This window comes from Pseudomonas sp. Leaf58, assembly GCF_003627215.1.
Lineage (GTDB): Bacteria > Pseudomonadota > Gammaproteobacteria > Pseudomonadales > Pseudomonadaceae > Aquipseudomonas.
Window position 1 is genome coordinate 4,312,569 of sequence record NZ_CP032677.1, and the last position, 21,769, is coordinate 4,334,337.

Consider the following 21,769-nt stretch of genomic DNA (forward strand, 5'->3'; position numbering starts at 1 on the left):
GGCATGCCCGCTCCCACAAAGAAATGCGCCACGTCAGGCTTCACGCAGCACCAGTGGGAGCGGGCGAGCCCGCAAAGGGCGCACAGCGCCTCCAAATGAATCACCCCGCACCCATTTGGCACACCTTCTGCAATTGCCTGGGCAAGCTGCGCCACGGCGCGCTCCACAAAAACAACGAGAAGGTATCCCTGATGGATAACGCCACCTCCCTGCCCACCGGGGCGGCCACCGCGCCTGCCGCAGAAAAAACCACCGCCAGCCGCCTGAAGTCGATCTTCAGCGGGTCCATCGGCAACATGGTCGAATGGTACGACTGGTACGTCTACGCCGCATTCTCGCTGTACTTCGCCAAGGCCTTCTTCCCGGCTGGCGACTCCACCGCACAACTGCTCAACACCGCCGCGATCTTCGCCGTAGGCTTCCTCATGCGCCCAATCGGTGGCTGGCTGATGGGCCTCTACGCCGACCGCAAAGGCCGCAAGGCCGCACTGATGGCCTCGGTGCTGCTGATGTGCGCAGGCTCGCTGGTCATCGCCCTGACCCCGGGTTATGAAACCATCGGCGTCGCCGCGCCGATCCTGCTGGTCGTCGCACGCTTGCTGCAAGGCCTGTCGGTGGGCGGTGAATACGGCACCTCGGCCACCTACCTCAGCGAAATGGCCAGCAAGGAGCGCCGTGGCTTCTTCTCCAGCTTCCAGTATGTGACCCTGATTTCCGGTCAGCTCATCGCCCTGGCGGTGCTGATCGTGCTGCAGCAAACCCTGACCACCGAGCAACTGTATGCCTGGGGCTGGCGCGTACCGTTCGTGATCGGTGCACTGTGCGCCGTGGTGGCCCTGTACCTGCGTCGCGGCATGGAAGAAACCGCCTCGTTCACCAAGAAGGAAAAGGCCAAAGAAAGCCTGATGCGCACCCTGATGCGCCACCCCAAGGAGCTGATGACCGTGGTCGGCCTGACCATGGGCGGCACCCTGGCCTTCTACACCTACACCACCTACATGCAGAAGTACCTGGTCAACACCGTGGGCATGAGCATCAGCGACTCGACCACTATCTCGGCCGCCACACTGTTCCTGTTCATGTGCCTGCAGCCGGTGATCGGTGGCCTGTCCGACAAGATCGGCCGTCGCCCGATCCTGATCGCCTTCGGTGTGCTCGGCACCCTGTTCACCGTACCGATCCTCAGCACCCTGCACACCATCCAGACCTGGTGGGGCGCGTTCTTCCTGATCATGGCGGCGCTGATCATCGTCAGCGGCTACACCTCGATCAACGCGGTGGTCAAAGCCGAACTGTTCCCCACCGAAATCCGCGCCCTGGGCGTGGGCCTGCCGTACGCCCTGACTGTGTCGATCTTCGGCGGCACCGCCGAGTACGTGGCCTTGTGGTTCAAGAGCGCTGGTATGGAGAGCGGCTTCTACTGGTACGTCACCGCCTGCATCGCTTGTTCGCTGCTGGTGTACGCGACCATGAAGGACACCAAGCAACACTCGCGGATCACTACTGAATGATGCTGGCCTGGCAGTACTGAAAAGGGGCGCTCCATCGCATGGGGCGCCTTTTTTTTGGGGTGCGCGGCAGCCTGTGAGCCGATTAACGGCCTTATTCGGCTCACGCCATGAGCCGAATAGCGCTATTATTCGGCTCACGGGATGAGCCGAATAACCGGCTTATCCGGCTCTCGGGATGAACAAGCAGCAATCATGAACAGCCCTTTCTGGATCTGGCAGCGACCTGCCTGGCCGAATTTCACCTGGCAAAACGACGCCATCGCACCTGTGCTACGCAACTGCATCGACATGCAAGGGCGCCTGCTGGGCAAGATCGGCAGCGTCGATGCGCTCAGCGAGTGCCAGAACATCCTGGACACTCTGTTGCAGAACATCGTCACCTCCTCGGCAATCGAAGGTGAGCAGTTGAACGTCGGCTCTGTCCGCTCTTCGCTCGCTCACCGGCTGGGCATCGAGGAACAGGGGGCGACCAATGCCCGCAGTGAAGGGCTGGCGGAGTTGATGCTGGATGCAACGCAAGGGTTTGACCAACCACTGACCCTGCAGCGCCTGTTCGCCTGGCACCAGTGGCTGTTCCCGCTAGCACAAGGCAGCTTGAGCAAAGCGGTACTGGTCGGCCAGTTGCGTGATGAAGTGCCTATGCAGGTGATCTCCGGTCGGCTCGACAAGCCTACCGTACATTTTGAAGCCCCACCGCGCGATGGCCTGGACGCCCAGCTCTCCGAGTTTCTCGACTGGTTTGCCAACAGCCGCGATTCCGCCGGTATGGACCCACTGCTACGTGCCGGCATCGCCCATTTCTGGTTCGTCACCCTGCATCCGTTTGACGACGGCAATGGCCGCCTGACTCGGGCGATCACCGACCTGGCGCTGGCGCAAGGTGAGCGGCAGGCAATCCGCTTCTATGCCATGTCCGCCAGCATCCTCGATGACAGGGCCGGCTATTACCAGGTGCTGGAGAGCAGCCAGAAAGGCGACCTGGATATCACCCCGTGGCTGTCCTGGTTTCTTGCCACCCTGCTACGCAGCCTTGAGCAGGCTTTGGCCAACATCGACCGGATACTGGCCAAAGCCAGGTTCTGGCACGCGCATCGCGCAGATGGCTTGTTGCCCGAACAGGTCAAGGTACTCAACAGATTGCTCGATGGTGGCCCCCGCGGTTTCGAGGAAGGCATCAATGCCGCGCAATACCAGGCGCTGGCAAAAGTGTCCAAGGCCACTGCGACCCGTCACCTTACCGATCTGCTCGGTAAGGCCTGCCTGGTTCGCCTGCCAGGCGGGGGCCGCAGTACCCGCTACCGCATCAACACTCAGGACATCTCCAACGCCTGACGCGGTTCACGCCGCTGGTACCAGGTAGCCATCAGCACCAGCACCAGCAACACCCCGCCCAGCACTGCCGAAGAGCCGACTGTGCCGAAGTCCAGGCCACCTTTTTCATGGGGCTTGGTGAGGAAGTCACCCAAGGTGGCGCCGAACGGGCGGGTGAGCACGAACGCAACCCAGAACAACACCATCCCGGGGATGCGTGTCCAGTAGCGGGCCACCACCACCAAGGCGATGGCACTGCCGACCAGCAGCGCACCACCGGCAAAACCGAGCCCCGAATCATCGGCCAGGTAATCGCCCAAAGCCGTGCCCAGCGTGTTGGAGAACAGGATCGCCACCCAGTAGAACAGCTCGCCGCTGCGGTTCTTGATGCGGGTGACATCCAGCGGGTTGCCGCTCAAGCGCCATACCAGGAAGGTCAGCAGCAGGATGCCGATGAGGATGGCCGAACCGGCGGCATAGCCCAGGCCCAGGGTGCGGTCCATGAAGTCGGACATGGTGGTGCCGGCGGTGCTGGTGGAAAGGATCACCAGCCAGTACAGCAGCGGGTGGTAGCGGCGCGAGTACAGCTGGCCGAGCAAGGTCAGCAGGAACACGCTGATCAGTAGCAGCGAGCTAAGTGCATAACCGATGTTCAGGGTCATCGACAGCAAGTCACCTGCCGTTTCGCCAAGGGTGGTAGCGCAGATCTTCATGACCCAGAAGGCCAAGGTGATTTGCGGAAGTTTGTTCATTGGTGTGCCGCTCCGGTTTTAGGTGCGGCGATGGTGCTGAGCAGCATCTGAAAAATAGGTTGGTGGCGTATGAAAAATCCGTTCATCAGGCTAAAGCGCCCTAATTTCCTTCCTTAACACCCCATTAATGCCGCCCCCTCAAGCTGCAATCGCTGGCAGAACGTCGGCGCCCGGGCAGCAGCATCCTGGCCAATAACCGTTACTAGATGCGCCCCATGCACACCCACATACATCGAATTATTCGATTTTTAAGCGCTATTATTTGCGCTTTTTTATCAAATTAATCGGCGTAGGATCAAACCCATAGAAACAACACAACCTCTCGAACCCCCGGAGCAACGACCATGAAAAACAAACTGATCCTCACCCTGGCGCTGTCGGTTTTCGCTGCTGGTGCCTTTGCCGAAGATGGCTTTAACCGCACCAACGCCCACACCTTCGCAGCGGCTCAAACCCAGTCCGCTAGCTACGCTGAAGATGGTTTCGACCGCACCGGCGGCCAACGCTTCGCCGAAGACGGTTTCGACCGCACCGGCGGCCAGCGCTTCGCTGAAGATGGCTTCGACCGCACTGGCGGCCAACGCTTCGCTGAAGATGGCTTCGACCGCACTGGCGGCCAACGCTTCGCCGAAGATGGCTTCGACCGCACTGGCGGCCAACGCTTCGCTGAAGATGGCTTCGACCGCACTGGCGGCCAACGCTTCGCCGAAGATGGCTTCGACCGCACTGGCGGCCAACGCTTCGCTGAAGATGGCTTCGACCGCACTGGCGGCCACCGCATTAGCTGATCCCTGATGCGAGCACCCAGCCCGGCTTTGGCCGGGCTTAATCATTTTCAGGCGGGCAAAGGCTTGGCACACTAGGCGCCTTGTCCACCAGGAGGTAGGGCCAGCAAGCCCCGCACAGATGTATTACTACGAACCCGCCAAAGGCCACGGCCTGCCCCACGACCCGTTCAACGCCATCGTCGGCCCCCGCCCCATCGGCTGGATTTCCTCACAGGACCGCGAAGGCCGCCTGAACCTGGCGCCCTACAGCTTCTTCAATGCCTTCAATTACATCCCGCCGATCATCGGTTTCTGCAGTGTCGGGCGCAAAGACAGCCTGAACAACATCGAGCAGACCGGCGAATTCGTCTGGAACCTGGCCACCCGCCCATTAGCCGAGCAGATGAACCAGAGCTGCGCGCCGGTTGCCGCCGAGGTGAGCGAATTCGAATTGAGCGGCCTCACCGCTGCGCCGTCGCGCATCGTCAGCGTGCCGCGTGTCGGCGAAACCCCGGTGGCCTTCGAGTGCAAGGTCAGCCAGATCGTCCAGCTCAAGCGGGCCGACCAAGAACCGGTGCCAAGCTGGCTGATCCTGGGTGAAGTGGTGGCGGTGCACATTGCCGAGCACCTGTTGAAGAACGGCATCTACGACACCGCTGCCGCCGAACCGATCCTGCGTGGCGGTGGCCCGGCGGACTACTTCGAGCTGGGCAACCTGTTCAAGATGGCCCGGCCGCCAGCCTGATCACCAGACCAGCTCACCCTCTTCGCTGACGCCCTGCAGGCGTTGCAGCTCGGCCGTAGCCGCTTCGTCGGCGGCCATGGCGCCTTCGAACACCTGCCCGTCGAGCACCTTGTGAAAGCGCGGCGCGCCGCCCATGCCCAAGGCCTTGACCGCGATGGCGGCGTTATAGCCGCCGCCTTCCACCGGGACCATCGCCGAAACCGCTTCGAAATGCGGGAATTCCCTACGTGCCATGTTGCTCTCTAACTGGTTGATCAAGGCTCGGCATCTTACCCCATCAACCAGCCACTGCGATCCCTGCAAGCGCGGCCTTGCGTCAGCTGACCAATCAATCAAAGGTATGCAGGTCCAGGCTACTGACCACCCGCGCCTGTACCAGCTCACCAAAAACCTGCAACGTCGGCGAAGCAAAGTAGCCACTCATCGCTTGCTGGTCCTGCCAACTACCACTGAGCAACCACAGGTCGGCATCTGCCTGCGAACGCTGCACCGTGAAACTCAGGCAACCCGGCGCACGCAGCGAGGGCTCCAACAGGTCACGCAGGCGCGCGCCCAGCTCCGCCGAGCGCCCGCTGCTGGCACGAATGAACGCAAGGTGGGTGACCGGTTGTTTTAGGGTCATTGCACAATCTCCTTGAAGCAGGCGGACGGAAAAGCCAGGCTGCCAAGGTTAGGGGCTCACCCGCGCGGCGCGTTAGGCCATTACTGCACGTCGATTGCCTGATCCTGCAGCACGGCAGGATCAGGCAATCGACGTGCAGCTTTTGACTAGCGCCCACCCTTGCCCAAACCTATGCTGCGTCGGTCAGCAGAGGAAAGCCATCATGACCACCGCCACGTCCACCGACCCGACCCTGGAACTGCAGCGCCTGGAGCTGGCCGAGCTGATTACCCGCCATGCCGGCGATCCCCACGGCCCGGCATCGGCCATCGCTGGCCTGTACCTGGTGCGCTACACCGAAAACGTGCGTTCAGTACCGACCCTGGCGCAACCTGCCCTGTGCATCCTTGCCCAAGGCAGCAAAAGCCTGTTCCTCGGCGACGAGCAGTACGCCTACGACCCGCTGCACTACATGGTGGTCTCGGTAACCTTGCCGCTCAGTGGCGTGAGGCTCGATGCCAGCCCGGAGAACCCCAGCCTGGGGCTGCGTATGGACCTGGACCCGGCCGAGATCAGCCAGTTGATCGCCGAAAGCGGGCCGATGCTGGTGCCCAACCGGCCTTCCGGCCGCGGCCTGTATGTGGATAGAACCGATGCCACACTGCTTGATGCCCTGCTGCGGCTGATCCGCCTGCTGGACACCCCACGCGATATCGCAATGCTCGCACCGCTGTTCCGCCGCGAGATTCTCTATCGCATGTTGCGCGGGCCGCAGGGCTATCGGTTGTATGAAATCGCCCTGGCCAACAGCCAGACCCACCGGGTTTGCCAGGCCATTACCTGGCTTAACAACAACTATCAGCAGCCGCTGCGTATCGAGGACCTGGCTCGTGAGGTCAACCTCAGTACCTCAACCCTGCACCACCGCTTCAAGTCGGTGACGTCGATGAGCCCGTTGCAGTACCAGAAGCAACTGCGTCTGCAGGAGGCGCGGCGGCTGATGCTGAATGACGGGCTCGAGGCTGCGGTGGCGGCCTATCGGGTGGGATATGAAAGCCCATCGCAGTTCAGCCGGGAATACAGCCGATTGTACGGCGCGCCGCCGATTCGGGATGTGGCGCGGTTGCGGGCGACTGCGGGCTGAGTTCTGTTGGGCGGGTACAGGCAATAGCCCTACTTCAACCCCACACAGTCTCCTGCCACTGATTCTGATCAACCTGGATCAAGGTCGGCCCCTTGCGCTCGACCGCCTGTCCCAGCGCCGCCTGCAGCTGCGCCACATCCGCCACATGCTCAGCCGCCGCACCCAATGCCCGCGCCACGCCAATGAAGTCCGGGGTATGGATATCCACACCAACCGGCTCAATCGCCCGGTTGACCATGTATTTCTTGATTTCCTCGTACCCCTGGTTGTTCCACAGCAGCACAATCAGCGGCACCTGCGCCTCCACCGCACTGGCCAGCTCTGGCAGGGTGAACTGTAAACCACCATCGCCAATCAGGCACACCACCGGCGCACGCTCAGCAGGCTGCTCGGCGCTGCCCAACCAGGCGCCCATGGCCGCCGGCAGCGCATACCCCAAGGTGCCATAACCGGTCGAGGCATTGAACCAGCGCCGTGGCTGGTCCATGTCCAGGGTCAGGTTGCCGGTGTATACCGGCTGGGTCGAATCGCCCACCAGAATGGCATTGGGCAGGCGCGCCAGAATGGCGTTCAACAAGCGTGTCTGGCTCAAGGTCGGCTGATCCCAACCTGCAACCAGTGCCTGGCGCAGGTTGTCCACGCGGGTCACACCCCAAGTGCTTTCGTGAACAGGTTGCGGCTGAGCCTGCAAGGCAACCAACAGCGCGTCGACGGCCAACTCGGCATCGGCCACCAGCGCCAGCTCCGGCAGGTAGTTGCGCACCGTCTGGTCCGGGTCGATGTCGATGCGCAGCAGGCTGCCCGGGATCTCGAAACCACCTTTGAAGGTCACGTCATAGTCGGTTTCGGCCAGTTCGGTGCCGATCGCCAGCACCACGTCCGCCTCGGCCACCAGCGACCGTGTTGCCGGCAGTGACTGGGTCGAGCCGATCTGCAGCGGGTGGCTGGAAGGCAATAGACCCTTGGCATTGATGGTCAGCGCCACCGGGGCTTGAAGGTGTTCGGCCAGACGTGCCAGCAAAGCACCCGCAGCCAACGCACCGCCACCCGCCAGGATCAAAGGCCGCCGTGCATTGGCCAGGCGCTCGGCCATGCGCGCCACAGCCTGCGGCGCGGCCCCCGCCCGGCTGGCACGCACCGGGCGCCCCGGCAGCAAGTGGTCGGCCGGCTCGACCAGCACATCGAGCGGGATCTCGATATGCACCGGGCGCGGCCGCGCGCCGTCGAACACGGCGAACGCTCGGGCCAACACCTGCGGCAGGTCGGCAGCATTCATCAAGGTGTGGGAAAACGCCGCCACACCCGCCACCAGCGCCGCCTGGTTGGGCAACTCGTGCAGTTTGCCGCGGCCACCACCCAGCTGGTCGCGGGCCTGCACGCTGGAAATCACCAGCATCGGGATCGAGTCGGCATAGGCCTGGCCCATGGCCGTGGTGATATTGGTCATGCCCGGGCCGGTGATGATGAAGCACACCCCGGGCTTGCCCCGGGTGCGCGCATAGCCATCAGCCATGAACCCGGCGCCTTGCTCATGGCGCGGGGTGATATGACGGATGGACGAGCCCGCTAGGCCGCGATAGAGCTCTACGGTATGTACACCGGGAATGCCGAAGACATGGTCCACGCCATAGCCTTCAAGGAGTTTGACCAATACTTCACCGCAAGTTGCCATCAGGTTTCACCGCTAATCTTGTTGGGTTATGCCCTTATTGGACCCAAGCCACGGCTATCGCCACAATGCAAAAAAACACATACTAGCCATGTCCTGTCGTCATGGCTAAACGCGATGAAGCGCCTCCCACCCCTGCCCGCCCTGCACACCTTTCTGGTCACTGCCCAGCACTGCAACTTCACCCGTGCCGGGCAACAGCTGCACATCACCCAAGGCGCCGTCAGCCGCCAAATCGCCGCCCTTGAGGAGCACTTGGGGTATGCCCTGTTCCAACGCCAGGCCCGCGGGCTGAGCCTGACCCGTGAAGGCCAGGACTGGCTGCCACGGGTACAGCAGGTGTTCGCGCTGATCGAACAAGGGGTGCGCGAGGTCGGTGAGCACAGCACCACCCTGCAACTGAAGGCGCCAACCTGCGTGATGCGCTGGCTGCTGCCGCGCCTGATGGAGTGGCAGGCGCTACGCCCGGACGTACCGGTGGAGCTGACCACCACGGTGCAGCATGGTGTGGATTTTCGCCGCGAGGGCTTCGATGCAGCGGTGGTCTATGGCGATGCGCCGAACCACGGGCTGCGCGTGCGCAAGCTGTTCGACGAGCAGCTGACGCCGGTGTGCGCGCCGTCGCTATGCCAGGGGCCGATACCCTTGCAGAAGGTTGAAGACCTGGCGCGGCACATGTTGCTGCACCCGTCGCGGGATGAGCATGACTGGCGGTTGTGGTTGCAGACGGCGGGGATGACGCAGGCCACGCAAGGGCCGAAGCAGCACTTCGAGACGCTGGACATGGCGATGGCCATGGCCTCGCAGGGAACGGGGGTGGCTATCGGCGACTGGTCGCTGATTGGCGATGACTTGCGCGGGGGGCGGCTGTGCATGCCGTTTCCCCTGAAGGTGCTGACGGGCAAGGGCTATTACCTGGTGAGCCAGGCCAGGAGCTTGCCGCCGGGGTTGCTGGAGTTACTGGATTGGCTGGAGGGCCAGGTCAGCCTGTAAGGGCCTCTTCGCGGGCTCGCCCGCTCCCACAGGGACAGCACAGGCCTTGGAATCTGTGCGGTACCTGTGTGGGCATGCCCGCAGCAGGCGACTCAGTAGCCGACTGTGAAGCGCTGCCGCGAATGCGCCGGCTTTTCCAGCTCGTCGAGCAGGGCAATCGCATAATCGGCAAAGGTGATCCAGCTTTTGCCATCCGCGCCAATCAGCAGGTGATCCTTACCTAACGTGTAGTGCCCACTGCGCTCGCCTTCAACGAACTCCGCCGAAGGCGACAGGAAGGTCCAGTCCAGGTTCGGCTCCCGTTGCAACACTTGCAGAAAATGCACCCCGGCTGTGGCCTCGGCCTTGTATGCCTCGGGAAAGTCCGGGCTGTCGATCACCCGGTGCCCCGACGGCAGCAACAGGCTGCCGGCACCACCCACTACCAGCAGGCGCCTAACCCCGGCCCGCTTGATCGGCTCGATGATGGCCTGCGGTGCGATGGTCGAAAAATGCGCTGCACTCAGCACTGCGTCCACCCCCGCGACCGCCGTTTGCAGGGCCGCGCTGTCCTGGGCATCCAGCGCCTTCACGGTCACCCCGTCACGCCCTTGCAGCTTCGACGGGTCACGGGCAATGGCCAGCACACTGTGGCCACGGCGCAGGGCCTCCTCCAGCAACTGGCTACCCGCGCGGCCAGTGGCACCGATGATTGCAATTTTGCTCATGGGATATTCTCCATAGTTGAACGGAACTACCACTTCATTTCGCCCTTGGCGACCTTGGCCCCTAGCGCCAACGAGCTTTCATCGGCGAGGTCCGGGTAATGCTGCTTCATGGCCTTGATCAATGCGCCAGCATCTTTCGCCTTGGCGGTTTCCGCATCGAAAGCGCGCATGTAATTGACGGTAAAGCGCACGGCTTCCAGCGAGCGGCTGCTATCGCCCAAGTAATGGCCCGGGATGACGGTGCGCGGCGCCAGCGCTTCGATGTGCGCCAGGGTGCCAAGCCAGTCGGCATGCGACTTGGCTGTTTGGGTGTCAGCCATCCACACATGAATGTGCTCGGACACCACCACGCCCCCGACCACTGCCTTAATCGACGGAATCCAGACAAAACTGCGCTCAGGCTGCGGGCCGTCCAGGCCAATCACTTCGAGGGCCTGCCCCTCCAGCGTCAGCTGGTGGCCCTCAAGCACCTGCGGCAGCACCAGCCGCGCCGGCTTGTCCGCGCCCAGCTGCGGTCCCCAGTAGGCCAGTTTGGCGTCCATGGTCTGGCGGATATGCGCAACAGTGGCGGCCGAGGCCAGCACCTTGGCCTCGGGGAAGGCCTGGGTCAGGGTATCCAGGCCAAAGTAGTAATCCGGGTCGCCATGGCTGATATAGATGCTGGTCAGGTGCTTGCCACTCGCGCGCAGGCGTTGCACCAGCTGCTCGGCCTGAGCCTTGCCAAACTGGGCATCGATTAGCACGGCGTCGTGCTCGCCACTGACGATCACCGAGCTGACCGGGAAGATCGCCGCGTGCCCGGGGTTGTACACCTCTAGCTGCAAGGGTTCGGTGGCCAGCACCGGGCCGGCCAAGGTAACGCAGGCCAGCACCAGGCCACGCAAAGGAGCGAACAGGGACATTGGCAACGCCTTCAGAAGATCAATGGCGAACAGCTTAGTTGCCCGATCCATGACAAAAAATGCGATGCTCAAACATAGTTTGTTTCTGAAACCGGGCAAATCATGGACCGTCTCAACGCCATGCGCGTGTTTGTCACCGTTGTCGACTTGGGTAGCCAGTCGGCAGCGGCGGATCATCTGCAGCTGTCGCGGCCGGTCGTGTCGCGCTACCTCGCCGAGCTGGAAGACTGGGTTGGCGCGCGGCTGATGCAGCGCACCACGCGCAAGCTCAGCCTCACTGCCGCTGGCCAAGAAACTTTGCCCCGCTGTCGGCAACTGCTGGAACTGGCCGGTGACCTGCAAGCCGCCGTGCAGCAACCGGACGATGCGCCCAAGGGCGCACTGCGCATCAGCGTTAGCACCTCATTCGGCCAGGCGCAGTTGGTGGATGCAGTTGCCGCTTACGTGCGGCGCTACCCGGGAGTGAAGGTGGAACTGCAAATGCTCGATCGCACCGTCAACCTTGTGGACGAGCGGATCGATCTGGCCATTCGCACCAGCAATGACCTGGACCCCAACCTGATCGCCCGGCGCCTGAGCGTATGCCGTTCGGTGGTATGCGCGGCACCGGCTTATCTGCGCGAGCACGGTACGCCGCAACAGGTTGAAGAGCTGAGCCGGCACAACTGCCTGACCCATGCCTACTTCGGCCACAACCTGTGGCATTTCGACGTAGCCGGCCGGCAGGTCGCCGTACCGGTGGCCGGTAACATCAGTGCCAACGAGGCGATGACACTGCAAAAAGCGGCGCTGGCCGGTGCAGGCATCGCCATGCTGCCGACCTACCAGGCCGCCGAGGCATTGCGCCGGGGCGAACTGGTGCGTTTGCTGCCAGAGGCCAAGCCCCGCGAGCTAAACCTGAATGCGGTGTATACCTCACGCAAGCACATGCCAGCGACCTTGCGCAGCATGCTGGATTTCCTGGTGCAGCGGTTCCAGGACGAACCGGAGTGGGACCGAGCGCTATAAGGTTTTTGCGGGAGCAGGCTACTCCTCGACGCTCATGTATTCCTTGGCCCAACGGATGTAATCCTCGGGCTGGGTGTAGGTGTGCGAGAGTTCGGTGGCGCTGAGGTTTTCCGATTTGTTCTGCTGGCCGCGCTGCAGCCGCAGGCAGTCGTAGGTAGCCTTGATCGCGGCAAAGTAAGCCGCGTGACCATCGACCACAATGCGTACGCCCAGGCGCGCCAGGCGCTCGTCGTCGCGCAGGTTCGGATTGCCATAGGTCACCAACATCAACGGTATGGTCAGGTGCTCGGCAATCTGCTCGAGCTGCTCGAAGTCCTTCACACCCACCATGCAGATACCGTCGGCACCCGCCTTCTGGTAGCTCTGGGTACGCACGATGATCTCTTCGGTGGTGAGCACGCCGGCATTGGTGCGGGCAATGATCGACAGTGACGAATCGACCCGGGCCTCCAGCGCCGCACGGATTTTGCCAACGCCCTCTTCGACCGTGATCAGGTCGGTGGACTTGCGCCCGAACTGGGCTGGCAGCAGGGTGTCCTCGATGGTCAGCGCGGCCACACCAGCCCGCTCCAGCTCGATAACCGTACGCATGACATTCAGCGCATTGCCATAGCCGTGGTCGGCATCCGCCAAAAACGGCAGTTGCGCCACGCGGCCAATACGGGTGGCCTGTTCGACGAATTCACTGAGGGTGATCAGCGCGAAGTCCGGCGCGGCCAGCACCTGCAACGATGCGACGGAACCGCCGAGGATGCCGACCTCGAAACCCAGGTCTGCGGCAATGCGTGCCGACATCGGGTCGAACACCGAGGCGGTGTGATAACAGGAACCTGAAGCGAGCAGCTCGCGGAAGGCAAAACGCAGATCTTGATGGGAAGCCTTGGGCATGATCACTCCGCAAAATAAGTTGAAATTCGAACGGTAACTACCGACCCCTGTAATCGGGTCTACCTGGCCTGTTCCAACCGTCGCCATTTGGGCGGTCATGCTCGACATGCAGGTAGAGGAATAAAAGGTGTGGGAGACAGTGGCCTGAAAACACGGCGGCAAAATGTTGCACCAAGCTGGTGCAAGCCGCGGATTTCAGCCCCTGTGGCATACCAACGATATCACGCGGCCATGCAGCACTGGATGAATGCGCCAATGCCGATTCGGCATAGGGGATGCAGATAGTACATAGGAAGCTACCTAACTCAGGTTACAATCCGAGGGCGCGGGTTCATCTGTGAAGAGGCCGCCACAGACAAACAAGGTATTCCCGTGACCGCCGCCCTGCCCCCCACTACCCTGCGCAACGTGCTCACCGCCCTGATGCTGGCGATCTTCCTCGGCGCGCTGGACCAAACCATCGTCGCCGTTTCGCTGCCGGCAATTTCTACCCAGTTCAACGATGTAGGCCTGCTGGCCTGGGTCATCTCCGGCTACATGGTGGCGATGACCGTGGCCGTACCAATCTACGGCAAGCTGGGCGACCTGTACGGGCGGCGGCGAATGATCCTGACCGGCATCAGCCTGTTCACCCTGGCTTCCATCGCCTGCGCCCTGGCCCAGGACATGCCGCAACTGGTGCTGGCCCGGGTACTGCAGGGCATTGGCGCTGGCGGCATGGTTTCGGTGAGCCAGGCGATCATCGGCGACTTTGTGCCACCGCGCGAGCGCGGCCGCTACCAAGGCTACTTCAGCAGCATGTATGCGGTAGCTAGCGTCGCCGGGCCGGTGCTGGGCGGCTGGCTGACCGAATACCTGTCATGGCGCTGGGTATTCTGGATCAACCTGCCGCTAGGGCTGGTCGCCCTGTGGGCCATTCGCCGTGCCCTCGGCGGCATGCCGGTGCAACGCCGCGAGGCGCGGGTGGACTACCTCGGCGCCGTACTGCTGATCCTCGGCTTGGGTAGCCTGTTGCTGAGCATCACCCTGGTCGGCCAGGGGCACACCTGGGCCGACCCGGCGGTACTGGCCCTGTTCGCCTGTGCCGCGCTAGGCCTACTGTTATTCATCGCCCATGAACGCCGCTGCCCGGAGCCGCTACTCCCGCTTAGCCTGTTCGGCAACCGCGTGGCGGTGCTGTGCTGGGGGGTGATCTTCTTCGCCAGCTTCCAGTCAATCTCGCTAACCATGCTGATGCCATTGCGCTACCAGGGCATCACCGGCGCCGGTGCCGACAGCGCCGCCCTGCACCTGCTACCGCTGGTAATGGGGTTGCCCATAGGTGCCTTCACCGGCGGGCGCATGACCAGCCTGACCGGACGCTACAAGCCGCAGATCCTGACCGGCGCACTGCTGATGCCAGTGGCCATTTTTGCCATGGCGCTGACCCCACCGCAGGCGGGTTGGCTGAGTGCATTGTTCATGCTGCTAACCGGCATTGCCTGTGGGCTGCAGTTCCCGACCACACTAGTGGGCACGCAAAGTGCGGTGGACAGCAAGGACATCGGCGTGGCCACCAGCACCACCAACCTGTTCCGTTCGCTGGGCGGCGCCATGGGCGTGGCGTGCATGTCCAGCTTGCTGCTGGCGCTGCTGCACCAGGGTGGGTTCAAGGTGCTGGGGAATCCGTTGCTGGGCAGCTTGAAGGCGGGCGAGGTCGACCTGGTAACGCAAGGCCGGCTGCTAGAGACGTTCCGCCAGCTGCTGATGGGGAGTGCCGGGGTGGCGGTGTTCGGGCTGATAGCGGCAGTGGCATTGCCAGACCGGCAACTACGCGGGCGCTAACAGGCTGCGCGCCTGCAGGTTTACACCCGATGCCAGACCGGGAAGCATTAATCCTCTCTTAATACAAAGAGGAAACACTCCCTCACAATCCTTAACAAAGTGTCATTTGCGCAGTGCCGGGCTCAAGCGCAGCATATCCAGCCCGGTATCGACCCATTTTTCGACATCGTTCAACAAATCGACACTGTCAGGCAGCAACAGCCAGCGCCCGATCAGGCCATCGACATAAGCGAACATGGCCACCGCCGCACGCTCGACGTCCAGCTCGCCTGGCAACTGGCCGCGGCGCACGGCATTGGCCAACGCCAAGGTGATGCCCTGGTGGCAATCCAGTACCGCCCCCTGGCGCTGCTGGCGAATTTCACACATGTCATCGGTGAACTCGCACTTGTGATGCAGGATTTCATTGATACGCCGGCTTCGGGCATCGAGCACCAGCTCGTTGAACACCTGCAGCAACAGCTTGCGCATGCAGCCAAGCGGGTCGACTTCGTCCTCGCTTTCGCTCGCCCGCGCCAAGTGGTCATGGGTTTCATGCAGGCTGTCGAGCAGCGCCTGCACCAGTTCGGCCTTGTTGTTGAAGTGCCAGTAGATCGCCCCCCGCGTCACACCTGCCCGTTCGGCGATGTCGGCCAGGGTGGTTCGCGCAACCCCGCGCTTGTAGAAGGCCTTTTCCGCCGCCTCGATGATCTGGGCGCGGGTTTCCTGGGCTTCTTCTTTGGTTCGACGGACCATGGCAGTACCAACCTCATCTGGCCCGAACGCGCAGCGCGTACGGGAAACACTCCGGCGACACCTCTGCAGGGTGCCTCGCGGATGAGCTAATCAAGGGCTGTGGCAGTACCCAAGTACGACCCAGCGGTATTTACAAACAACCATGAATGTAAGTATATTCCTTAGCAAGCTATTTATCCACCGGATAGCATTTTTTCCAGATCAAGACTCTTCCATTACTCTTTGAGCGTCTCCCAGCTCCAGCGACCCGAGGATCCTCATGCAATTCAAGCCAGCCGTTACCGCTCTGGTTTCCGCCGTCGCCCTGGCAACCCTGCTCAGTGGCTGTAAGAAAGAAGAAGCAGCGCCAGCGGCGCAGGCTCCTCAGGTCGGCGTCGTGACACTACAGCCCCAAGCCTTCACCCTGACCTCGGAATTGCCGGGGCGCACCACTGCCTACCGCGTCGCCGAAGTGCGCCCGCAGGTCAATGGCATCATCCTCAAGCGCCTGTTCAAGGAAGGCAGCGAGGTCAAGGAAGGCCAGCAGCTGTACCAAATCGACCCTGCCGTGTACGAAGCCAACCTGGCCAATGCCCAGGCCAACCTGCAGGCTACCCGCTCGCTAGCCGAGCGCTACAAGCAGCTGATCGACGAACAGGCAGTGTCCAAGCAAGAGTACGACGACGCCAATGCCAAACGATTGCAGGCCGAGGCTTCGCTCAAAAGTGCACAGATCGACCTGCGTTACACCAAGGTCCTGGCACCGATCAGCGGCCGTATCGGCCGCTCTTCGTTCACCGAGGGTGCACTGGTAAGCAATGGCCAAACCAATGCCATGGCGACCATCCAGCAACTCGACCCGATCTACGTCGACGTCACCCAGTCCACCGCCGAGTTGCTCAAGCTGCGCCGTGACCTGGAAAGCGGCCAACTGCAGAAGGCCGGCAACAATGCCGCTTCGGTGCAACTGGTGCTGGAAGACGGCAGCCTGTTCAAGCAGGAAGGCCGCCTGGAATTCTCCGAAGTCGCGGTTGACGAGACCACCGGCTCGGTCACCCTGCGCGCCCTCTTCCCCAACCCTGACCACACCCTGTTGCCAGGTATGTTCGTGCATGCGCGGCTGAAGGCTGGGGTCAACACCAACGCCATCCTGGCCCCGCAACAAGGCGTGACCCGCGACCTGAAAGGCGCGCCAACGGCCTTGGTGGTCAACCAGGAGAACAAGGTCGAACTGCGCCAGCTCAAGGCCAGCCGCACGCTGGGCAGCGACTGGCTGATCGAGGAAGGCCTGAACCCCGGTGACCGCCTGATCACCGAAGGGCTGCAGTACGTGCGCCCGGGCGTCGAGGTCAAGGTCAGCGAAGCCACCAACGTCAAGAAGCCGGCCAGCCCGGTTCAGGCCAACGCGGCCAAAGCAGACGCCAAAGCGGAGTAAACCATGTCGAAGTTCTTTATCGATCGCCCGATCTTCGCCTGGGTGATCGCCTTGGTGATCATGCTGGTCGGCGCCTTGTCGATCCTGAAGCTGCCGATCAACCAGTACCCCAGCATCGCGCCGCCGGCCATCGCCATCGCCGTGACCTACCCAGGCGCCTCGGCGCAGACCGTGCAGGACACCGTGGTGCAGGTGATCGAGCAACAGCTCAACGGTATCGACAACCTGCGTTATGTATCGTCGGAAAGTAACTCTGACGGCAGCATGACCATTACCGCCACCTTCGAGCAGGGCACCAACCCCGACACCGCACAGGTGCAGGTACAGAACAAGCTGAACCTGGCTACCCCGCTGTTGCCACAAGAAGTGCAGCAACAAGGTATCCGCGTCACCAAGGCAGTGAAGAACTTCCTGCTGGTGATCGGCCTGGTGTCCGAAGACGGCAGCATGACCAAGGACGACCTGGCCAACTACATCGTCTCCAACATGCAAGACCCGATCTCGCGCACCGCAGGTGTGGGTGACTTCCAAGTGTTCGGTGCGCAGTACGCCATGCGTATCTGGCTCGATCCGGCCAAGCTGAACAAGTTCCAGCTAACCCCGGTCGACGTCAAGACCGCCGTGGCCGCGCAAAACGTGCAGGTGTCCTCCGGCCAGCTCGGCGGCCTGCCTGCCACACCCGGTACCCAGCTGAACGCAACCATCATCGGCAAAACCCGCCTGCAGACCGCCGAGCAGTTCGAGAAGATCCTGCTCAAGGTCAACAACGACGGTTCGCAGGTGCGCTTGGGTGATGTCGCCGAAGTCGGCCTGGGCGGTGAAAACTACGCGGTCAGTGCCCAGTTCAACGGCAAGCCGGCCTCCGGCCTTGCGGTAAAACTGGCCACCGGTGCCAACGCGCTGGATACCGCCAAGGCCCTGCGCAAAACCATCAGCGACCTGGAACCATTCTTCCCACCAGGGGTGAAAGCGGTATTCCCGTACGACACCACGCCGGTGGTCACCGAATCCATCAGCGGCGTAATTCACACCCTGATCGAAGCCGTGGTCCTGGTGTTCCTGGTGATGTACCTGTTCCTGCAGAACTTCCGCGCCACCATCATCACCACCATGACCGTACCGGTGGTGTTGCTGGGTACCTTCGGCATCCTTGCCGCCGCAGGCTTCAGCATCAACACCCTGACCATGTTCGCCATGGTCCTGGCCATCGGCTTGCTGGTGGACGATGCCATCGTCGTGGTGGAGAACGTCGAGCGGGTGATGTCCGAAGAAGGGCTACCGCCCAAGGAAGCCACCAAGCGCTCGATGGAGCAGATTCAGGGGGCCTTGGTGGGTATCGCCCTGGTGCTGTCGGCGGTACTGCTGCCAATGGCGTTCTTCGGCGGCTCCACCGGAGTGATCTACCGGCAGTTCTCCATCACCATCGTCTCGGCCATGGGCCTGTCGGTGCTGGTGGCGCTTATTTTCACCCCGGCCCTGTGCGCCACCATGCTCAAGCCGCTGAAGAAGGGCGAGCACCATGTGGCCAAGCGCGGCTTCTTTGGCTGGTTCAACCGCAACTTCGACCGCAGCGTAAACGGCTACGAGCGCAGCGTTGGCACCATCCTGCGCAACAAGGTGCCGTTCCTGCTGGCCTATGCACTGATCGTGGTCGGCATGATCTGGCTGTTCGCCCGCATCCCTACCGCGTTCCTGCCAGAAGAAGACCAGGGCGTACTGTTTGCCCAGGTACAGACCCCAGCCGGTTCCAGTGCCGAGCGCACCCAGGTGGTGGTCGACCAAATGCGTGAATACCTGCTGAAGGAAGAAGCCGACACCGTGTCGTCGGTGTTCACCGTCAACGGCTTCAACTTCGCCGGCCGCGGCCAGAGCTCGGGCATGGCGTTCATCATGCTCAAGCCGTGGGGCGAGCGTTCGGCCGAGAACAGCGTGTTCAACCTGTCGCAGCGTGCCCAGCAGCACTTCTTCAGCTTCCGCGATGCGATGGTGTTCGCCTTCGCCCCGCCAGCGGTGCTCGAATTGGGTAACGCCACCGGCTTCGACGTGTTCTTGCAGGACCGCGCCGGCGTTGGTCACGCCAAGCTGATGGAAGCACGCAACCAGTTCCTGGCTAAAGCGGCACAAAGCAAGGTGCTGATGGCGGTGCGCCCGAATGGCCTGAACGACGAGCCGCAGTATCAGCTGACCATCGATGACGAACGTGCCAGCGCCTTGGGCGTGACCATCGCCGACATCAACAACACCCTGTCGATTGCCCTGGGTGCCAGCTACGTCAACGACTTCATCGACCGTGGCCGGGTCAAGAAGGTGTACATCCAAGGCGAGCCGAACGCCCGGATGAGCCCGGAAGACCTGCAGAAATGGTACGTGCGCAATGGCGCCGGCGAGATGGTGCCGTTCTCCTCCTTCGCCAAGGGTGAATGGACCTACGGTTCGCCGAAGCTGTCGCGCTACAACGGCGTCGAAGCAATGGAGATCCTGGGGGCACCGGCACCTGGCTACAGTACCGGTGAAGCCATGGCCGAGGTCGAGCGCATTGCAGGCGAACTGCCAAGCGGCATCGGCTTCTCCTGGACCGGCATGTCCTACGAGGAAAAACTCTCCGGCTCGCAAATGCCGGCGCTGTTCGCCCTCTCGGTATTGTTCGTGTTCCTGTGCCTGGCAGCCCTGTACGAAAGTTGGTCGATCCCGATCGCCGTGGTGCTGGTAGTACCGCTGGGTATCATCGGTGCACTGATCGCCACCAGCCTGCGCGGGTTGTCCAACGACGTGTACTTCTTGGTCGGCCTGTTGACCACCATCGGCCTGGCGGCGAAAAACGCCATTCTGATCGTCGAGTTCGCCAAGGAACTGCACGAGCAAGGCCGCAGCCTGTACGACGCCGCGATCGAAGCATGCCGCATGCGTCTGCGCCCGATCATCATGACCTCGCTGGCGTTCATCCTCGGCGTGGTACCGTTGACTATCGCCAGCGGCGCCGGCGCCGGCAGCCAGCACGCCATCGGCACCGGTGTGATTGGCGGCATGATCAGTGCGACCGTACTGGCTATCTTCTGGGTACCGCTGTTCTTCGTCGCAGTGTCGTCGCTGTTCGGCAGCAAACAGCCGGAAAAAGACGTCACCCCTGAAACTCCACGTTATGAGGCTGGGCAATGACCAAGTCTTTGTTGTCCCTGGCGGTAACCGCTTTCATTCTTGGCGGCTGCTCGCTGATCCCTGACTACCAGACCCCGGAATCGCCGGCGGCTGCGCAGTGGCCGCAAGGCCCTGCGTACTCGCCTACGCAATCGGCGGAGGTTGCCGCCGCCGAGCAAGGCTGGCGCCAGTTCTTCCACGACCCGGCACTGCAGCAACTGATCCAGACCTCGCTGGTCAACAACCGCGACCTGCGCGTCGCCGCGTTGAACCTTGACGCCTACCGCGCACAGTACCGCATCCAGCGTGCCGACCTGTTCCCGGCAGTTTCGGCCACCGGCAGCGGTAGCCGCCAGCGCCTACCGGCGAACATGTCGCAAACCGGTGAGTCGAGCATCAGCAGCCAGTACTCGGCCACCCTGGGCGTCAGTGCCTATGAGCTGGACCTGTTTGGCCGCGTACGCAGCCTGACCGAGCAGGCCCTGGAAACCTACCTGTCCAGCGAGCAGGCGCGCCGCTCCACGCAAATTGCCCTGGTGGCCAGCGTGGCCAACGCCTACTACACCTGGCAGGCCGACCAGGCGCTGTTCAAGCTGACCGAAGAAACGCTGAAGACCTACGAGGAAAGCTACAACCTCACCCGTCGCAGCAACGAAGTCGGCGTGGCTTCGGCACTCGACGTCAGCCAGGCGCGCACCGCCGTGGAAGGCGCCCGGGTCAAGTACTCGCAATACCAGCGCCTGGTTGCCCAGGACGTCAACAGCCTGACCGTACTGCTGGGCACCGGCATTCCTGCCGACCTGGCCAAGCCGCTGGAGCTCAACGCCGACCAGCTGGCCGAAGTGCCGGCCGGCCTGCCGTCGGACATCCTCCAGCGCCGCCCGGACATCCAGGAAGCCGAGCACCTGCTCAAGGCCGCCAACGCCAACATTGGCGCCGCCCGCGCAGCGTTCTTCCCAAGCATCAGCCTGACGGCCAACGCCGGCAGCTTGAGCCCTGACATGGGCCACCTGTTCGCCGGAGGCCAGGGCACCTGGCTGTTCCAGCCGCAGATCAACCTGCCGATTTTCAATGCCGGCAGCCTCAAGGCCAGCTTGGATTACTCGAAGATCCAGAAGGACATCAACGTCGCCAAGTACGAAAAGACCATCCAGACCGCCTTCCAGGAAGTCTCCGATGGCTTGGCGGCGCGCAAGACCTTCGAAGAGCAACTGCAGGCGCAACGCGACCTGGTGCAGGCGAACCAGGATTACTACCGCCTGGCCGAACGCCGTTACCGCATCGGGATCGACAGCAACCTGACGTTCCTCGATGCCCAGCGCAACCTGTTCAGCGCCCAGCAGGCACTGATCGGCGACCGCCTGTCGCAGCTGACCAGCGAGGTCAACCTGTACAAGGCACTCGGCGGTGGCTGGTACGAGCAGACCGGGCAGGCCAACCAGCAGGCAGCGGTGGAAACACCGAAGGGCTGATTGAGGCTGCTACAGCATCAAGCCCACCCTCGCGGTGGGCTTTTTGTTTTGTGTCGTCTGTATTGGCCTTATCGCGGGTAAACCCGCGCCTACAACGGTATGCGCAAACTTTGTAGGCGCGGGTTTACCCGTGAAGAGGCCGGCACAGAAAAACAATTAACCAGCTAGAACATTCCGTTCGATTATCGCCC

At 62.4% G+C, this 21,769-nt stretch carries 19 protein-coding genes; 11 read left to right on the forward strand and 8 right to left on the reverse strand.

Annotated elements, in window-relative coordinates; genetic code table 11:
- The first annotated feature begins 191 nt into the window (after positions 1-191).
- Entirely contained in the window at positions 192-1,511 is a 1,320-nt protein-coding gene (locus DV532_RS20060; RefSeq protein WP_056802250.1) for an MFS transporter, read from the forward strand.
- Between the two features lie 192 nt (positions 1,512-1,703).
- Positions 1,704-2,843, forward strand: coding sequence for a Fic family protein (locus tag DV532_RS20065; protein WP_056801996.1), 1,140 nt, complete (start codon positions 1,704-1,706; stop codon positions 2,841-2,843).
- Here DV532_RS20065 and DV532_RS20070 read toward each other — a convergent pair.
- The gene (locus DV532_RS20070; RefSeq protein ID WP_056801995.1) at positions 2,822-3,574 is read right to left on the reverse strand and encodes a hypothetical protein; all 753 of its coding nucleotides are present in this window, start codon (positions 3,572-3,574) and stop codon (positions 2,822-2,824) included. The genes DV532_RS20065 and DV532_RS20070 overlap by 22 nt on opposite strands.
- Positions 3,575-3,918: 344 nt before the next feature.
- On the opposite strand from DV532_RS20070, the gene DV532_RS20075 reads away from it, so the two are divergent.
- Both DV532_RS20075 and DV532_RS20080 read left to right on the forward strand, forming a co-directional pair.
- Entirely contained in the window at positions 3,919-4,362 is a 444-nt protein-coding gene (locus DV532_RS20075; protein WP_120715368.1) for a heme utilization protein, read from the forward strand.
- 118 nt (positions 4,363-4,480) lie between these two features.
- Positions 4,481-5,086 carry a flavin reductase family protein gene (locus DV532_RS20080; RefSeq protein WP_056801993.1) on the forward strand — a complete coding sequence of 202 codons (606 nt, stop codon included), beginning with the start codon at positions 4,481-4,483 and terminating at the stop codon, positions 5,084-5,086.
- Here DV532_RS20080 and DV532_RS20085 read toward each other — a convergent pair whose 3' ends face one another.
- Both DV532_RS20085 and DV532_RS20090 read right to left on the reverse strand, forming a co-directional pair.
- The gene (locus tag DV532_RS20085) at positions 5,087-5,320 is read right to left on the reverse strand and encodes a hypothetical protein (RefSeq protein ID WP_056801992.1); all 234 of its coding nucleotides are present in this window, start codon (positions 5,318-5,320) and stop codon (positions 5,087-5,089) included. It abuts the gene before it with no gap.
- Positions 5,321-5,414: 94 nt separating this feature from the next.
- Positions 5,415-5,708 carry a putative quinol monooxygenase gene (locus tag DV532_RS20090; protein WP_056801990.1) on the reverse strand — a complete coding sequence of 98 codons (294 nt, stop codon included), beginning with the start codon at positions 5,706-5,708 and terminating at the stop codon, positions 5,415-5,417.
- Between the two features lie 202 nt (positions 5,709-5,910).
- Here DV532_RS20090 and DV532_RS20095 point away from each other — a divergent pair, with 202 nt between their 5' ends.
- Positions 5,911-6,831, forward strand: coding sequence for an AraC family transcriptional regulator (locus DV532_RS20095; RefSeq protein ID WP_056801989.1), 921 nt, complete (start codon positions 5,911-5,913; stop codon positions 6,829-6,831).
- 34 nt (positions 6,832-6,865) lie between these two features.
- On the opposite strand, the gene DV532_RS20100 is transcribed toward DV532_RS20095, so the two are convergent.
- A complete protein-coding gene (locus DV532_RS20100) occupies positions 6,866-8,503 on the reverse strand; it encodes a 5-guanidino-2-oxopentanoate decarboxylase (protein WP_056801988.1) in 1,638 nt (545 codons plus the stop codon).
- A 114-nt stretch (positions 8,504-8,617) separates the two neighbouring features.
- Here DV532_RS20100 and DV532_RS20105 point away from each other — a divergent pair, with 114 nt between their 5' ends.
- Complete coding sequence (locus DV532_RS20105) at positions 8,618-9,493, forward strand: LysR substrate-binding domain-containing protein (RefSeq protein ID WP_056801987.1); 876 nt, start codon at positions 8,618-8,620, stop codon at positions 9,491-9,493.
- A gap of 92 nt (positions 9,494-9,585) precedes the next feature.
- Here the strand turns inward: DV532_RS20105 and DV532_RS20110 are convergent, their stop codons facing one another.
- Positions 9,586-10,200, reverse strand: coding sequence for an NAD(P)-dependent oxidoreductase (locus tag DV532_RS20110; protein ID WP_056801986.1), 615 nt, complete (start codon positions 10,198-10,200; stop codon positions 9,586-9,588).
- A gap of 26 nt (positions 10,201-10,226) precedes the next feature.
- Positions 10,227-11,102, reverse strand: a complete 876-nt coding sequence (locus DV532_RS20115) for an MBL fold metallo-hydrolase (RefSeq protein WP_056801984.1) — start codon at positions 11,100-11,102, stop codon at positions 10,227-10,229.
- Between the two features lie 102 nt (positions 11,103-11,204).
- On the opposite strand from DV532_RS20115, the gene DV532_RS20120 reads away from it, so the two are divergent.
- Positions 11,205-12,110: a LysR family transcriptional regulator gene (locus DV532_RS20120; RefSeq protein WP_056801983.1), complete on the forward strand. Its 906-nt coding sequence runs from the start codon at positions 11,205-11,207 to the stop codon at positions 12,108-12,110.
- 18 nt (positions 12,111-12,128) lie between these two features.
- Here the strand turns inward: DV532_RS20120 and DV532_RS20125 are convergent, their stop codons facing one another.
- A complete protein-coding gene (locus tag DV532_RS20125; RefSeq protein ID WP_056801981.1) occupies positions 12,129-12,998 on the reverse strand; it encodes an oxaloacetate decarboxylase in 870 nt (289 codons plus the stop codon).
- A gap of 372 nt (positions 12,999-13,370) precedes the next feature.
- Between DV532_RS20125 and DV532_RS20130 the strand changes: the two genes are divergently transcribed.
- Positions 13,371-14,822, forward strand: a complete 1,452-nt coding sequence (locus tag DV532_RS20130; RefSeq protein ID WP_056801979.1) for an MDR family MFS transporter — start codon at positions 13,371-13,373, stop codon at positions 14,820-14,822.
- 102 nt (positions 14,823-14,924) lie between these two features.
- On the opposite strand, the gene ttgR is transcribed toward DV532_RS20130, so the two are convergent.
- Positions 14,925-15,557: an efflux transport transcriptional regulator TtgR gene (ttgR, locus tag DV532_RS20135; RefSeq protein ID WP_056801978.1), complete on the reverse strand. Its 633-nt coding sequence runs from the start codon at positions 15,555-15,557 to the stop codon at positions 14,925-14,927.
- Positions 15,558-15,816: 259 nt separating this feature from the next.
- Here ttgR and ttgA point away from each other — a divergent pair, with 259 nt between their 5' ends.
- From ttgA to DV532_RS20150, 3 genes are read left to right on the forward strand one after another with little or no spacing between them, the layout of a single operon-like run.
- A complete protein-coding gene (gene ttgA, locus DV532_RS20140; RefSeq protein ID WP_056801977.1) occupies positions 15,817-16,971 on the forward strand; it encodes a toluene efflux RND transporter periplasmic adaptor subunit TtgA in 1,155 nt (384 codons plus the stop codon).
- Between the two features lie 3 nt (positions 16,972-16,974).
- Positions 16,975-20,127 carry a multidrug efflux RND transporter permease subunit TtgB gene (gene ttgB / locus DV532_RS20145; RefSeq protein ID WP_056801976.1) on the forward strand — a complete coding sequence of 1,051 codons (3,153 nt, stop codon included), beginning with the start codon at positions 16,975-16,977 and terminating at the stop codon, positions 20,125-20,127.
- Entirely contained in the window at positions 20,124-21,578 is a 1,455-nt protein-coding gene (locus DV532_RS20150) for an AdeC/AdeK/OprM family multidrug efflux complex outer membrane factor (RefSeq protein ID WP_056801975.1), read from the forward strand. Before ttgB ends, DV532_RS20150 begins: the two co-directional genes overlap by 4 nt.
- Positions 21,579-21,769 lie beyond the last annotated feature (191 nt).